Annotated in this window: 14 protein-coding genes; 7 read left to right on the top strand and 7 right to left on the bottom strand. The window is 44.1% G+C overall.

Features of this window, described 5'->3' with window-relative positions; genetic code table 11:
- The first annotated feature begins 15 nt into the window (after positions 1–15).
- Positions 16–1,020 (top strand): DUF1176 domain-containing protein, encoded by a 1,005-nt coding sequence (locus E0H77_RS02435; RefSeq protein WP_228258278.1) that lies wholly within the window; start codon positions 16–18, stop codon positions 1,018–1,020.
- 42 nt (positions 1,021–1,062) lie between these two features.
- On the opposite strand, the gene E0H77_RS02430 is transcribed toward E0H77_RS02435, so the two are convergent.
- Positions 1,063–1,647 (bottom strand): glutathione S-transferase family protein, encoded by a 585-nt coding sequence (locus tag E0H77_RS02430; RefSeq protein WP_131374714.1) that lies wholly within the window; start codon positions 1,645–1,647, stop codon positions 1,063–1,065.
- A gap of 96 nt (positions 1,648–1,743) precedes the next feature.
- Between E0H77_RS02430 and E0H77_RS02425 the strand changes: the two genes are divergently transcribed.
- The gene (locus tag E0H77_RS02425) at positions 1,744–2,649 is read left to right on the top strand and encodes a LysR substrate-binding domain-containing protein (RefSeq protein WP_131374713.1); all 906 of its coding nucleotides are present in this window, start codon (positions 1,744–1,746) and stop codon (positions 2,647–2,649) included.
- Here the strand turns inward: E0H77_RS02425 and E0H77_RS02420 are convergent.
- Positions 2,626–3,564 carry a tRNA-dihydrouridine synthase gene (locus E0H77_RS02420; protein WP_131374712.1) on the bottom strand — a complete coding sequence of 313 codons (939 nt, stop codon included), beginning with the start codon at positions 3,562–3,564 and terminating at the stop codon, positions 2,626–2,628. The two genes, E0H77_RS02425 and E0H77_RS02420, sit on opposite strands and share 24 nt — an antisense overlap.
- Before the next feature lie 71 nt (positions 3,565–3,635).
- Positions 3,636–4,442: a cytochrome C assembly family protein gene (locus E0H77_RS02415; RefSeq protein ID WP_131314950.1), complete on the bottom strand. Its 807-nt coding sequence runs from the start codon at positions 4,440–4,442 to the stop codon at positions 3,636–3,638.
- Positions 4,443–4,587: 145 nt separating this feature from the next.
- Between E0H77_RS02415 and ffh the strand changes: the two genes are divergently transcribed.
- The gene (gene ffh, locus E0H77_RS02410) at positions 4,588–6,000 is read left to right on the top strand and encodes a signal recognition particle protein (RefSeq protein ID WP_131314949.1); all 1,413 of its coding nucleotides are present in this window, start codon (positions 4,588–4,590) and stop codon (positions 5,998–6,000) included.
- Positions 6,001–6,040: 40 nt separating this feature from the next.
- Here ffh and E0H77_RS02405 read toward each other — a convergent pair whose 3' ends face one another.
- The 4 genes from E0H77_RS02405 to E0H77_RS02390 all read right to left on the bottom strand — a co-directional run bounded on the left by E0H77_RS02405 (position 6,041) and on the right by E0H77_RS02390 (position 9,035).
- A complete protein-coding gene (locus E0H77_RS02405) occupies positions 6,041–6,739 on the bottom strand; it encodes a hypothetical protein (protein WP_131374711.1) in 699 nt (232 codons plus the stop codon).
- Between the two features lie 65 nt (positions 6,740–6,804).
- A complete protein-coding gene (locus tag E0H77_RS02400) occupies positions 6,805–7,509 on the bottom strand; it encodes a toxin-antitoxin system YwqK family antitoxin (protein WP_131374710.1) in 705 nt (234 codons plus the stop codon).
- Positions 7,509–8,261 carry a type III pantothenate kinase gene (locus E0H77_RS02395; protein ID WP_131374708.1) on the bottom strand — a complete coding sequence of 251 codons (753 nt, stop codon included), beginning with the start codon at positions 8,259–8,261 and terminating at the stop codon, positions 7,509–7,511. Before E0H77_RS02395 ends, E0H77_RS02400 begins: the two co-directional genes overlap by 1 nt.
- Before the next feature lie 12 nt (positions 8,262–8,273).
- Complete coding sequence (locus tag E0H77_RS02390) at positions 8,274–9,035, bottom strand: biotin--[acetyl-CoA-carboxylase] ligase (RefSeq protein ID WP_165491475.1); 762 nt, start codon at positions 9,033–9,035, stop codon at positions 8,274–8,276.
- A 27-nt stretch (positions 9,036–9,062) separates the two neighbouring features.
- Here E0H77_RS02390 and E0H77_RS02385 point away from each other — a divergent pair, with 27 nt between their 5' ends.
- The 4 genes from E0H77_RS02385 to E0H77_RS02370 are packed head-to-tail and all read left to right on the top strand — an operon-like array spanning position 9,063 to position 15,040.
- Positions 9,063–9,884: a sulfite exporter TauE/SafE family protein gene (locus tag E0H77_RS02385; RefSeq protein ID WP_131374704.1), complete on the top strand. Its 822-nt coding sequence runs from the start codon at positions 9,063–9,065 to the stop codon at positions 9,882–9,884.
- 29 nt (positions 9,885–9,913) lie between these two features.
- Positions 9,914–10,609: a GntR family transcriptional regulator gene (locus E0H77_RS02380; RefSeq protein WP_131374702.1), complete on the top strand. Its 696-nt coding sequence runs from the start codon at positions 9,914–9,916 to the stop codon at positions 10,607–10,609.
- An 11-nt stretch (positions 10,610–10,620) separates the two neighbouring features.
- The gene (gene smc / locus E0H77_RS02375) at positions 10,621–14,073 is read left to right on the top strand and encodes a chromosome segregation protein SMC (protein ID WP_131374700.1); all 3,453 of its coding nucleotides are present in this window, start codon (positions 10,621–10,623) and stop codon (positions 14,071–14,073) included.
- 1 nt (position 14,074) lies between these two features.
- A complete protein-coding gene (locus E0H77_RS02370) occupies positions 14,075–15,040 on the top strand; it encodes a cell division protein ZipA C-terminal FtsZ-binding domain-containing protein (RefSeq protein ID WP_131374698.1) in 966 nt (321 codons plus the stop codon).
- Positions 15,041–15,059: the final 19 nt, after the last annotated feature.

The following is a 15,059-nucleotide window of genomic DNA, read 5'->3' as shown; positions in this document are numbered from 1 at the left end:
TTGCTGAGTAGTGGTATGAGCGTCTTTTCCCATGCCGATGATCGGTCATTTCAGTATAAAGACTGGGAAATGGTCTGTGATAACACCCGAACCTGTCGTGTTGCGGGTTATTCAGCTGATGAAGCCCAATCAAGGGTATCTGTGTTGCTGACCCGTAAAGCAGGGGTAAATCAGCCAGTCACTACACAAGTTCAACTTGCCGATGTCGGGGATGCAGAAGATGCACCAATTCCTAAAGCGGTCGATTTCTGGGTTGGTCAGCAAAAATTAGGCAGAATTCCCCTTAAAGATGCAGGTGGTGATTTAAATGCAATGCAAACACGTGCATTGTTAAATGCGTTAAAAGGCAGTCAACGCATTTATTTTGCTGCAGGTAAATCGCGCTGGGAATTGTCAAGTGCAGGGGCAAATGCAGTCTTACTGAAAGTTGATGAACAGCAAGGTCGGTTAAATACGCCATCTGCATTGATTCGTGTGGGCAATCACTCTGAACAGTCGGTTTTGCCTGCCTTGCCGATGCCGATTATTCATCAACAGAAAATTCCAGTCGCCAATTTAAAGCTTTGGCAAAAACAAGTGGATTGGAGTCTTCTGACCCAAAACTTGAAAGTGCAGCAAGCAAAAAACAAATCCGATGATCAGGAATGTTCCAGCCTGACTGAAAATAATGAATACACCAAGTTTGAGCCACAAGTTGAAGCAGTCTTACCCAATAAACGTTTTCTGGTCAGTGGTTTATGCTGGCGCGGAGCGTATAACGAAGGCTATGGCTACTGGATTGTTCAGCAGCAAAAACCGTATAAACCGCAACTGATTACTGTGAGTGCTTCAGGCTATGAAAATGGTGTAATTGATGCGGCACAAAAAGGTCGCGGTTTGGGAGATTGCTGGTGGCATGCTCAGTGGGTCTGGAATGGTCAAAACTTTATGAAAAGCTCAGATGAGACTACAGGCATGTGTCGTATGATTCAATTGGGCGGGGCATGGGATTTACCGAGTTATGTCAGTCAGGTGAAATAAGTGTGAGGGATGTGAAGCAAAGCATCCCTCAATTGGTTAAGCCTACGGATAGGCATAGCGCTGAAAAACCTCAGTCTGTTCCATCTGTTGCTGTAGTTGGGTGATGTGTGGATAGTTCACTTCAGCAATCAGCCCTGTGAGTTTTTTCTGGATAAATGTCCAAACAATTGCAAGGCTGATACAGACCTGATCTGTTAGGCTAAATGGATAGCCTTGAATTTGCTGTTCAATGGCTTGGCAAGCTTTTTCAGCTTGGAGTAAGACCCGTTGTTTCCATACAGGATTTTGTAGTTTTTCTTCACGCAACTGAGTTTCATAGACATATTGCACGGCTTTTTCTGCCAAAGCTAAAATCAGGCCCAAAAGTTGATAACCTTGAGCTGATAATGCAAAGAAGCTAAGCTTTTGCTGATGTTCAAGATATTGCAGAATGAGAGTCGAATCCATCAGATACGTGCCATCTTCCAACAGCAGGGTCGGTGCTTTGACTACAGGGTTGATTTGGGAAAATTCGTTAAAAGTGGAAAAGACCGATAATTGAATCAGCTCAAAATTGACCTGTTGGCTCGCTAGGCTAATCGCAACACGCCGTACAAAAGGTGAATCAAGTATTCCATAAAGTTTCATGGTGAATCTCTGTGTTTCATAAGGTTTTTATTAGTTTACACAGATAATTTGCTGGTGATTTTCGTATTTCTAACACAGGCTGTAAGGAAGACTTACATGGCACAATTGCCATCATTACAGATGCTGAAAAGCTTTGAAGCAGTTAGTCGATTGGGGAGTTTTACTCAAGCCGCAGCAGAACTGCATGTTTCACATTCGGCCATTAGTCAGCAGATCAAGGCACTGGAAGCTTATTTGGGGCGACAGTTATTACAGCGCCAAGCCAAGAAAATTATGGTTTCAGAAGATGGACGTTTATATGCGATTCAAATTCGTGATGCATTGAAATCACTGGAAGATGCGACCTTTCAGCTCAAAAGTAATCCTCGTCAGGCTGAACTGGTGATTGCAACTTTACCGTCCTTTGCCGCACATTGGCTTGCGCCTCGGCTGCTAGATTTTCGCCAACAGTACCCACAGATTCGACTAAAATTGCAGGTTAATTTAACAGTTAGTGATCTGACTGAACAACATGCAGATATCGCGATTCGTATGGGTAATGGCGACTGGCGGGCGGCAGCGCAGAAAGATCTCTTGTTCTATGATGAATTATGGGTGGTCGCAGCTACCGATTTCCAACAGGGACGACTGTATTTTTCTGATCAGCAGATTATTGAAACCCCTATAATTTCATCAATGGAAGCATGGAATTTGTGGTGTGAACAAACTCAATTGACTTTGCCTGAGCAGACCTTATTGCAAGTCAATGACTCCAATGTGGTGATTGAAATGTTGCGCCGTGGTTTAGGCATTGCTTTGGAGCGTAAGAGTGTGGTGTTTGATTTGGTGCAGCAAGGTGTGCTCAAGAAAATTTCGAAGACTGTAGCAGCATATCCGTGGGCGTATTGGAGTGTGATTCCCGAAGGGCAGACCGTACAACCTGAAACCCATCTATTTTTAGACTGGCTTAAACAACAAGTTGCAGTTTATGAACAAAGTTCAGCCTTGAGTGCTGCGCTGTAGTTGCTGAATCACATCTTCAAGGATTTTTATACGTTTGACTTCATCCCAAAGTTGTTTGGCTTCAGGGTAGGCTTTGCTCATCATGCCCAGCCATTGTTTGTAACGTCCGACCATGCCAATTTCGGTTTTACTTGGGCCGTTTAAAAAGCGAATTTGCAGTTCAACCAAATCTTGCCAAGACAAGAGTGCATGATCGGATTTTTGCCGAATACACTGGGTTAAATCAGGGGTAGTCACTGCACCGCGTCCAAGCATTAAATCTTCACAGCCAGACTGGGCTTGGCATGCCTGTGCATGCTGATAATTCCAGATCTCGCCATTAGCAATTACGTTGATTTTTAGTGCTTCGCGAATAGGTCGAATTTTTTCCCAGTAGGCAGGTGGGGTATAACCATCAGCTTTGGTGCGAGCATGTACCGTGAGCCAGCTTGCACCCGCATCTTCAATCGCATGTGCGTTGTCCATGGTGTGGTTTTCATCGAGATAACCCAAGCGCATTTTGGCAGACACTGGAATATGTGCAGGCACCGCATCACGAACGGCTTTCACCAGTAGATGCACTACATCGGGTTCATCGAGTAATACCGAACCGCCACGGTGACGATTCACTGTTTTGGCAGGACAGCCAAAATTCAGGTCAATCGCAGGTGCGCCGAGTTCAACTGCACGGACGGCATTGGCTGCGAGCATGTCGGGATTATTTCCTAAAAATTGCACATGTACGGGCGTACCAGCAGCAGTTTTACCACCATTTTTTAGTTCAGGGCAGTAGCTATCATAAATATGCTCAGGCAACAGACTATCGGTGACTCGAATAAATTCTGTAACACACCAGTCAAAACTGCCTACATGCGTTAGCACATCACGCATAATCGGATCGGTTAAGCCTTCCATGGGTGCAAGAATTAGTTTCAATGGCATTGCCCTAAAATAAAAACAGCGTTATACGCAAATTGTACAACGCTGTCTAGGGTGATTGGGCAGGATTAACGACCTAAAATCATTTCCAGAATAAATTTACTACCAATAAAACCGACTGCCAGTAGCGCAAAACCGATCAGGGTAAAGCGAATGGCTTTTTGCCCACGCCAGCCAAATTTAAAATGTCCAACCAACAGCACCCCATAAACAAACCATGAAATAATACTAAACAGTGTTTTGTGTGCCAGATGTTGTCCCAAAAAGCTGTCTACGGTGAAGAACCCAAAGCCTAAAGCAATGGTTAAGACCACAAAGCCTGTCATGAGCATGTCAAATAACAGCGACTCCATGACTTGAAAAGGCGGTAACAAGTTGACCCACAGGCGTTTTTGTTTTTTCTTGAGTTCGCGGTCTTGGAACCACATCAGTACTGCTTGAATGGTGGCCATGAGCAATACAGCATAAGCTGACAGCGACAAAATGATGTGAACATCCAACCCAAGAGAGTGTTCTTCAGTAAACTGATCGGGATGGCTAAATGCAAAACCAAAAATAAGCCCTGTCGCAGCGACAGGAATGCCCAGTAAATTCAGGGCAATCACGGGACGATAGGTGCTGTATACTGCGCTTAATAGCAGCATTAAACCAGAAGTAAACGACATTAAGTTGAAAACGTCGTAATTGACCCCATGTGTTGTTAACATGTCATGTTCTAAAATATAGCCATGTAACAACAGACCTATGCTCAGAATGATGCCAATAAACCAACGGTTTGGCTCACGCTTCGCCAATAAGTGCATAAAGGAGTACCAAAAACCAGTGGTATAAGCGATTAAAGCCAGTATCGTGTACACCAAGGGGAGACTGATCATGTCAAACCTTTGTTGGAATAATGAATATTCATGCTATGCGATATAATTTCGATGTGAACTCAAGTATCCTATAGCATTTCATGCATAAATTTTCTATTTTTGAGAAAGATTTTTTTGCAACAGACCATTTTAAGCGGAATTTGCAATGTTTGACACCTTAACAGAACGACTCTCACAGAGTTTAAGAAATGTTACCGGTACAGGACAACTGACCGAAGACAATATTAAAGACACCCTGCGAGAAGTGCGTATGGCACTTCTAGAGGCAGATGTTGCCTTACCTGTAACCCGTGAGTTTATCGCGAAAGTTAAGGAACAGGCACTTGGACAAGAAGTCATGAGCCAACTGTCTCCAGGACAGGCTTTTGTCAAAATTGTTCATGACGAACTGACCAAAATGATGGGTGAGGAAAACCAAAGCCTGGATTTGGCAGCAAAACCTCCAGTGGTAGTGTTATTGGCTGGTTTGCAGGGTGCGGGTAAAACCACTACTGCAGCAAAATTGGCGCGCTTCTTAAAAGAACGTCAAAAGAAAAAAGTCATGACCGTTTCTGCCGACGTCTATCGCCCTGCGGCGATTAAACAGTTGGAAACAGTTTCTGCTGAAGTTGGTGCAGAATTTATTCCATCAAGTGCAGATGAAAAACCGATTGATATTGTCAATCGTGCGATTGAACAGGCGAAAATTAAATTTGCTGATGTGTTGATTGTCGATACTGCAGGTCGTTTGCACATCGATGAAAACATGATGGGCGAAATTAAAGAATTACACGCGGCCGTTAAACCGACTGAAACTCTGTTTGTGGTCGATGCCATGACAGGTCAGGATGCGGCAAATACAGCAAAAGCCTTTAATGATGCTTTGCCACTGACGGGTGTAATTCTCACTAAAACTGATGGTGATGCACGCGGTGGTGCAGCGCTTTCAGTGCGTGCCATTACTGGCAAGCCGATCAAGTTCTTGGGGATGGGTGAAAAACTTGATGCCCTAGAACCATTCCACCCAGAACGTATTGCCCAGCGTATTTTGGGTATGGGCGATGTATTGTCTTTGGTTGAGGAAGTTGAACGCAAACTCGACAAAGAAAAAGCCGAAAAAATGGCGAAAAAATTGCAAAAAGGCGGCAGCTTCAACTTTGAAGATATGCTGACGCAATTTGAGCAAATGAGTAAAATGGGCGGTATGATGGGCTTCTTGGATAAGTTGCCTGGCATGAGCGGTGCAGGTTTACAGCAAGCTATTCAGCAAGCCAATCCTGAAAAGCAAGTTAAAAAGATGGAAGCCATCATTTTGTCGATGACGCTCAAAGAGCGCCGTAACCCAGACTTAATGAACCCAAGCCGTAAAAAACGTATTGCAGCAGGCTGTGGTATGGATGTCGCCGAAGTCAATAAATTGATCAAGCAACATGCACAAATGGCGAAAATGATGAAGAAATTTGCCAATCCGTCAGGTTTGGGCAAAATGATGCGTTCACTCAGCGGTATGCAAAAGCAGTTCGGTGGCGGTGGCGGTGGTATGGGGCCATTATTTGGTGGCAACGACCAGAAAAAATAAAATTTTCTGTATAAAAAGAGGCGCACATTGCGCCTCTTTTTTATGGCTCTTCAATAAGTGTTTGGTTACGATCATTCAGCAAGTTCATGATCAAATAACAGGTATCTAGTTGATTTTTAGGTTCTAGCGTTTTTTCAGCAAAACATTCGTTGGCCGCAATAGCTTTACCTTCAGTGTCCCAACCTTGCGCCTGTAAAATTTTTCCATTTGAATCAAATTTTACTTTTAAAGCAGGTACATTTGGGTGATACCAGTAATCGCTTTGCGTTGAACCATCTGCATATATCGTCTCTTGTGAAAGCAGTTGACCTTGACGATTCAACAGTTGGCTAGGCCCAATGAGTTGCTGCTGTTGATTGTATTGAGTCGTAAAAAATACTTCCCCCGTTACATAATATAGTTTCAGCTCACCTGTGACCGAAGTGGGATCAAAACTATGCAAATCTTCAGGCTTGCTCAACCAGAAAGGAGCAGACTGCGGGGTTCGAGTTTGGGTATAAAAATCCTGTACCAGATACTGACCTTGTGCATTTTTGTCTAAAAAAACACGATAATAACCTTTAGTTAAGGCCTTGGCCGAATATTCATTGCCCCAAGTAATTGGGGAAAAGTAAGCAATAATCTGGTTTTTTTGAACCGAGTTTGATGTTGGTAATATGTTGTTAATGGTTTTTGCCGACACAGTCATGGGAATGACCAAATGACACGCCAATAGGGCAGTTAAAAGTATTTTTTTCATTGTTGTTCATCATTCAAATAGCATAAAAAATGCCCAAGCCAAATCTGACTTGGGCAAGAACAGCTTTAATCTGCCATGGTGGCACTCGTTTGATAAAGCTGTATCAGCAACTGATAGCATTGATCTTGCTGATTTTTTGGATTTAAGGTTTTTTCAGCAAAGCACTGATTGCTAGGGATCGCATGCTGTTGTTGGTCCCAACCTTTTGCCATAGTCACCTGATTTTTGGTATTCATCTCCAAGCTAAGCGCCTGATGCAGAGTTTCTGCATACCAAAAACGCCCCGAATACGAACCATCAGCACGGTTTTCTTCCTGTACGATCAGCTTGCCTTGAGGATTATAAGTGGTTGCCTGACCCATTGGTCGATGCTGGGCATTATACGTTGCACGTTGATAGACCTGTCCATTACGGTAATACAGAGTTAAATCACCGACAACCGATGTCGGGGAAATCTTGTTTAAATCTGCGGGGTTGGTCAGCAAGACTGGGCTAGACTGTGGGTGGTGTGATGCCTGATAAAAGTCCTGTACCCAATAACCGCGCTCGTCATGTTTGATTAACACCCGATATACATCGGCAGAGCGACTATTGAGCAACAAAATGCCGCCTGTCTGCATCGAAGAAAAGTAGGCAATCACCGATTGCTCGGAGGCTGCACTACTACCTAAACTGGTTGGAGCAGGTGCAGAGGGTACAGTCGTGCTTTGGCAAGCGGATAATGCGAGACCACAGGCCAGTATAGACAAAATTTTATAATTGCTTTTCATCATGATCCCTCTGTTGATTCGTTGTTCTTGTGGTGTGAAATATAATGTTGTAGCCCTTTTAATAACAAGTCTGTTTCTACAGCAGGTTGATACTCTTGTAAAAAACGGGCGAATAATGCAGCATCGCCACCTGTTAAAATCAGCTTACGCGGCGATTGTTCCAGAATTTTCTGAATGGTGCTAATGAGCCCAAACAAAATACCATGATGTACACAATCCACGGTCGTTCGTCCGGGTTCCAAATGCTCAAATGCCGAATCAGGAATTTTAATGCCTTTGGTATTTTGAATCAGTGAATTACGTTGTAAATATAGATTAGGTAAAATATAGCCACCCAAATGCTGCATGCCTTGGGTCAGGTCAATCGTCAATGCCGTCCCACAACCAATCACGCACAGATCCTGTTCGGGTGCAGCAACTGCCAGAAGCTGTAGCCAACGGTCAATCCCGAGTTGCTGAATATCATCATAACCACAGTGTAAGCCTGCGTATTCATGCTGTACTTTGGCTATCGCCAATGGTGCGTTGAGGCGTTTTAAAATACGACTAATCCGATCATTGTTTTTTTTATCCAGAACTGAGGAAATTCCGATTCGGCTAATCTGCATCGCTTTAAAGTGATGAACTAAACCCAGCAGCAAGTCGGCAGGCGATTGCAAATGCAGTTCTGCGCCGTGTTCAATGACCTCTTGACCTTGGGTAATCCAGTATTTTAGGCGTGTGTTACCAATATCGAGCCATAAATTTTGCATAATACTCTCGGATTACTGTGCTGAAGGAAATGGGCGCAAACGTCCCTGATAGTACGCAGTCTGACCTTGTGCCGTATCGAGTACAATCCCGCCATCATTTTGAATCCCGAGGAATATCCCTTCAGCAACACCCTGTTGATGCTCAAAACTGACCGATTGTCCTTTAAACATTGCTACATGGTTAAAGCGTTCTGCCAAGTTGTAGCAGCCATGATTGAACCATGTACTTGCCTGCTGAATCGCGACATAGATGTCGTGAATCAGTTCAATACGACTACGATTGTGCAAACCCAATTCACTTAATGAAGTCACGGCTTGATCAAGGTTTTGCAGATCAGGCGGCGTAATAATATTGATGCCAACCCCGACAATCGCCTGATGAGCAGAAATCGGCTCAACTAAAATGCCACCCCATTTACCTTGATGACTATATAGATCATTGGGCCATTTGATTTGTAAATTAAAGTCTTTCAGTATAGGCATGTGAAGCAGGTTCAGTGCAACTTCAAGTGCCAAACGCCCATCAATCGCTGTTTCGGTGTTAATGAGTGTGCTTAAATAGATGTTGCCTTGGGGCGACAGCCACTGTCTTTGATGTTGCCCACGACCTTGGGTTTGTATTTCACTGCAAACAAGGGCAGTATGCATGCCTTGCTGGGCAAGTGCGCGCACATCGTCATTGGTCGATGTCGTGCTGTGTTTGAGCAATACAATATCAGGGGTACAGTTCGACTGTTCTAACAGTTGCTGTAATTGGCGAGTATCCGCATCCATAATCAACAATTCATGGGAAAACATAAGATGGAGTTAATCATATATTTACTGATTGGTGCAATTGCAGGTTTTGCCGCAGGACTGTTCGGGGTAGGTGGCGGTCTGATTATTGTGCCAATTTTATATATGGTGTTTACCCAGCAGCATTATGATCCCAATGTCATTATGCACATGGCACTCGGTACATCGCTTGCGACCATTATGGTTACCTCTTTAAGTTCGATTATGGCGCATCATCAAAAAGGCGCGGTGATGTGGTCGGTGGTGCGTAATATTGCTCCAGGTTTGGTGATTGGTTCATTTTTAGGGGCAGGCGTTGCCGATGTTTTATCAGGACATAGTTTGCAACTCATTATTGGGGTGTTTGCGCTTTGGGTGTCACAGCGCATGTTCTTTGGTGCAAAACAACAGGTTGATACTTCGAAGAATTTACCAACAGCTTGGCAACAGGCACTTGCGGGTTCAGGTATTGGGGTAGCTTCTGCGATTTTTGGGATTGGTGGCGGTTCACTGACTGTACCGTACTTAAACAAACACGGTGTAGTGATCCAAAAGGCGGTGGCTACATCGGCTGCTTGTGGTTTTCCGATTGCAGTTGCAGGTGCAATTGGCTTTATGTGGTTCGGGGCAAAACAGACTATACACATTCCACATGCAATTGGTTATGTCCATATTTATGCTTTTATTGGCATTAGTATCATGAGCTTTGTTACAGCTAAATTTGGTGCCAAAGTGGCACATGCCTTGTCACCCGCTACACTGAAAAGATGTTTCAGCGGCTTACTTTTTACCGTGGGGAGTTATTTTATTTATCAGGGTGTGATACAACTTTTACAGACCACGCATTAAAACAAAATCAAAAATGAAACAGGTGAATCATGCTGCAGCAACCCGCACAATGTCTTGCCGAACAGATTGCCGATCAAATTGCACAGCAAATTATTTCAGGTGAGTTGCTTGAAGGGGAACGTATTCCTGAACTGCGGATTGCTAAAGATATGCAAGTCAGTCGCGGTTCGGTACGTGAAGCATTGTTGTTACTACAACGCACACATTTAATTGAAATTTATCCGCGTCGTGGTGCCATTGTGACCGAAATGAGCACAGAGCAGGTCAACCAATTGTTTGAAAGCTGTGACATGCTGCTGAGCCAACTGATTCAATGTTTTATTTACCATGATCTATCTAGTGAAAAACAAAAAATTCAGCAGCTTGAGCAGCAGTTAGTATTGTATGTCAAACAGATGCAGTCTGAACAATTTTATGATTTATGGTTTTATTTCCTGTTGAATCATGCAGGGCAGTTTCATAATTTATATTTTACTCAATTTTTTCAGGACTTATTTCCTGCACTGCGCCGTTGCTATTTTTTAATCCTAAATACCTCACGACGTGATTTGGAGGAAACCTTTAATCGCATAAAATGGATGATTGATGCTATTTTGACCCAAAATTTGCAACAAGCCACTTTATTTATGCATGATTTTTGCCGACACTTGCGAGGGCTTGTGTTGGACTCCCTGACACGAATGAAACAGATTGAGTTGGCATGGGCACGTCGCTCACGTCATTAAATTAGGACAGTATGCGTTTAAGCAGTTTAAAACTCTCAGGCTTCAAATCGTTTGCCGACAGTACCACATTACATTTTAAAGCAAACCGTAGTGCGATTGTGGGGCCAAATGGTTGTGGTAAATCCAATGTCATTGACGCGATTCGCTGGGTCATGGGCGAATCAAGTGCCCGCCAGTTGCGTGGTGGTAGCATGCAGGACGTGATTTTTACGGGAACCGTCAAACGTAAGCCTGTCGGGGTGGCGAGCGTCGAGTTACGCTTTGAAAATACCTATGGCAAACTCGGTGGCATGTACAATGCCTACAATGAACTGGCGGTGCGCCGTCAGGTGACACGAGAGGGAAAATCTGAATATTTTCTCAATGGTACGCGTTGCCGCCGCCGTGATATTACCGATATTTTCTTGGGAACAGGCTTAGGGCCACGTTCTTATGCGATTATTGAACAGGGCATGATTAACCGTTTGGTGGATGCCAAACCTGAAGAAATGCGCGTATTTGTGGAAGAAGCCGCAGGGGTGTCCCGTTATCAGGCACGTCGCCGTGAAACTTTGCAGCATCTGGAACATACCACGCAAAACTTAGAGCGTCTGGACGATATTGCCCACGAACTGAAAGCGCAGCTGAAAACCCTGAAACGTCAGTCCGAGGCCGCAGTTCAGTACAAACAATTAGAACAGCAAATCCGTACTTTAAAAATTGAAATTCTCTCGTTTCAATGTCAGCAAAGCCAGCGTTTGCAGCAAGAATATACTGCGCAAATGACTGAGTCTGGTGAGCAGTTTAAACTGGTACGTTCAGAACTTAGCACCGTTGAACATGACCTGACCGAAACCAGTGGTTTGTTTCAACGCCTGATTCAGCAATCCACACCGTTACAACAAGCATGGCAAACCGCCGAGAAAAAACTGTCTGAAATTCAACTGAATGTTGAACAAAAACAAGCGTTACAGCAGCAAAATAGTCAACAAATCTCTCAGCTCGAGCAACAAAAAACGCAGTTGAAAGAGCAGTTGCAACTGACCGAAATGCAACTGGATACCTTACATGAACAGTGTGAGCAATTGGCAGAAAGCGTACAACAGGCTGAGCAGAATGATCAGCAGCAACAGCAGCAAAATTCAGACTTATCTGCACAGTATCAAACTGCGTTGCAACAATATCAGCAGGTCAAAAGCCAAGTTGAGCAGCAACAGCAAAAACATGCGCAAATGCAGTCACAACTGGAACAGCTCAATAAAAACCTTCTACGTTTAGAGCATCAAAAAGAAACGCTGTCACAGCAATATCAGCAAGTCAAAGCACAGGTTGCACAACCTGAACTGGAAGATTTTACCGAGCAACAGCACAGTGTCGCCGAACAAGTGCAGCAAACTGAACAACAGTTACAGAGGCTTGAACAGCAAAAACAACAGCAGCAACAAGCCTTTCAACAGCAGCAGCAACAGCTTTCTGCTCAACAGTCACAACTCAAGATTTTGCAGGCAGAACAAACTAATCTGCAAAAACTCATGACTAAGCAGCAACCGAAACAGCAGTCAACCGCACAGCAGTTGATGCAAATTTTGCAATTGCAAGATGTCGCCAAAGCACATGCGGGGCTAGTGGAAAAATATCTGGCGCAGTGGTTATCTGCTCATGTGCGACCTGAAGCAGAGCAATTTTACCCAGAACAGGCACGACAACTGCAAATTTCTGAAGTGATGCAGCAAACTGAACTGTTAGGTTTGCCGACGCTGGCAAGCTGGATTGCCTATCCGCAAAATTCTCTGTGGCAACAGGTTGCTATTGCAGCTGATTTTACTCAGGCGCTGGCTTTGCAGAAACAATTACAGACAGGGCAGACCTTGCTGAGTCTGGATGGTTATTTGCTTGGGCAGGATTGGGTGATCGGGCTACTCTATGATGAACAAAGTCAGGCTGCACAAGGCGCGTTGAGCCATCGCATTCGCTTGCAGGAAATTGAGCAAGAACTGGCAGAGGTTCAGCAGCAATTACAGCAACTGCAACAGCATAGTACTTTGGCAGAACAGACGTTAAAAGCAACCCAACAGCAGATTCAAGAGCAGCAGCAGTACAGCAAAAATCTACGCCAGCAACAACAACAGCTTGATGTTCAGTTGGCAAAATTGCATAGTGCACAACAGGCTTTTGCCTTGCAACAACAACAATTGCAGGCGCAGTTACAGCAGCTAGACCTGCAAATTGAAGAAGATGCCATGCAAAAGGACGATCTGGAGATTGATCTGCATGCGCTGGCAATCAAGCTGGAACAGGTATTACCAAACTATAAAACCTTACAGTTGCAGGTGGATGAACTGGCTGAGCAATGTGAACAGCAGCAGCGCCAGCGCCAGCAAGTGCAAAGTCAGTTACAAGACAGCAAACAGCAGTTGCAACAGCGACAGCAAAAGATTGAACTGCTTGAAAAAGATTTAAGTTTTATCAAAAGCCAATATGCACAGTGTGTGCAGCAACTTCAGCAAGCGCAAAGTGTGTTACAACCTATACAGCTTGAATTACCCAGTTTGCAAGCGCAACTCGAAGAGCAGCAACAGCAAACAGCGGTGCTGGAAAAACAGTGGAAAGAATGGCAGCTTGAACTGAATACAGTTCAAGAAAGGCAGCAGCATTTAACCCAGCAGCGTCATCAGCTACAGCAGCAGGATGAACAAGTACGTGAATTGCTTGAGCAAAAACGACTGGCATGGCAAGCTGCAAAATCTGACCTGACACATTATACCGAGCAGTTAGAACAGTTAAATGCTGAACCACTGAAAAGCGTTGAAATTGAACTGGTGGCGCATCAGGCACAACTACAAAAAGCCCAACAGCAGTTTGATAAAATCGGGGCGGTGAATCTGGCAGCATCGCAGGAATATGAAGAAGTTGCTGGGCGTTATGATGAACTCACTCACCAAATGCAGGATTTGCAAAATACTGTGGATCAGTTGCAGCAGGCCATGAAAAGTATTGATCAGGAAACGCGTAAGTTATTTATGCAAACCTTTGAACAGATCAATCATGAGTTGCAGGATTTATTTCCAAAAGTGTTTAATGGTGGGGAAGCCAGTTTAAGTCTGGAAGATGACTGGCAATCAGGTGTAAAACTGATGGCTCGACCGCCAGGGAAACGTAACAGTTCTCTGGCATTATTGTCGGGTGGAGAAAAAGCCCTGACAGCGTTGGCATTGGTATTTGCTATTTTTCGTCTCAATCCCGCACCGTTTTGTGTGCTGGATGAAGTCGATGCACCATTAGATGATGCTAACGTGCAGCGTTTTTGTAATTTGGTCAAAGAATTGTCCGAACAGGTACAATTTGTTTACATCACACATAATAAACTGGCAATGACCATGGCGACGGATTTATTGGGTGTTACAATGCCTGAGCCAGGAACATCAAAATTGGTCACTGTGAATTTAGAAGAAGCGAAAGAATACGGGTTAGTTGCGGAGTCATAGTATGGAAATCACCACAATCGTAGGTATTGTGATCGCGGTTGCGATTATTTTATTGGGGTTGTTTTTGCTGTTACGAAAGCCGAAAGAATATGTGCCTTCGCTCGAATCGGAATTACACATTAACCCTGAAACTCATCAGCCTGTGATTCCTCGTTTTGTGCGTGATCAGCTTTCGGCTGCACAGGAATTAGAGCAACGTATTGAGCCACATTTAGATGCCGATGATTCAGAGGAAACTAGCACTGCTCATGAGGCTGAATCGGCAAAAAAAGCAGAGCCTGAGCCAAGTCAACTTGTTCTGGAAAAAACTGAGAAGCCTGCACAAGAGCAAGAACAAAAGCAATCTGAAACTGTAGAACAAACTGAGCCAGCCGTTACCAATAATGATGAGAAAAAAGCTGAGCCTGCCGCCACACTTAGCCTTAATCCAGACATTGAAACCGTTGCGATTGCAGAGTTTGAAGAAGAAAGCTCGATTTTGGACATGCATTTGCATGAACAGCAGCGCTATGATGATGAAAGCGCCTTGTCCAATGCCGAATATATTTTTGCCTTAAATGTTTATCCGAACCCACGCCGTGTATTGTCGGGTGATCGTGCTTTGAAAGTTTTACTCAAATACGGTCTGCGTTTTGGTGAGTTATCTTGCTTCCATCGCTATGAAAATACCGAAGAAGAAAGTCCACTGATGTTCTCCGTATTGCGTGTTACTGATGAAGGCCCAGCTGGTTTTGACTTGGAAACTTTATCTGCTGAGCAAGTACAGGGCTTTGCCTTTTTCTTGACGTTGCCAAACCCACACTCACAAGCCGGTTTTGATATGATGGTCAGTATCGCTAATCTGATTGCTCGTGATATCGATGGGAAAGTATTTGATGAAAACAGTTGTGAACTGACTCAGCAACTCAAAGAACACTGGCGTCATCAAATCATTGATTACAAACCGCAAGCGACACAGAGCAACTAAAAAGCGCTGATTTTAGATT

Origin of the sequence: Acinetobacter brisouioides (assembly GCF_004331075.1) — a bacterium.
Taxonomy (GTDB): domain Bacteria; phylum Pseudomonadota; class Gammaproteobacteria; order Pseudomonadales; family Moraxellaceae; genus Acinetobacter.
This window is presented reverse-complemented; position numbering and strand designations above follow the sequence as displayed.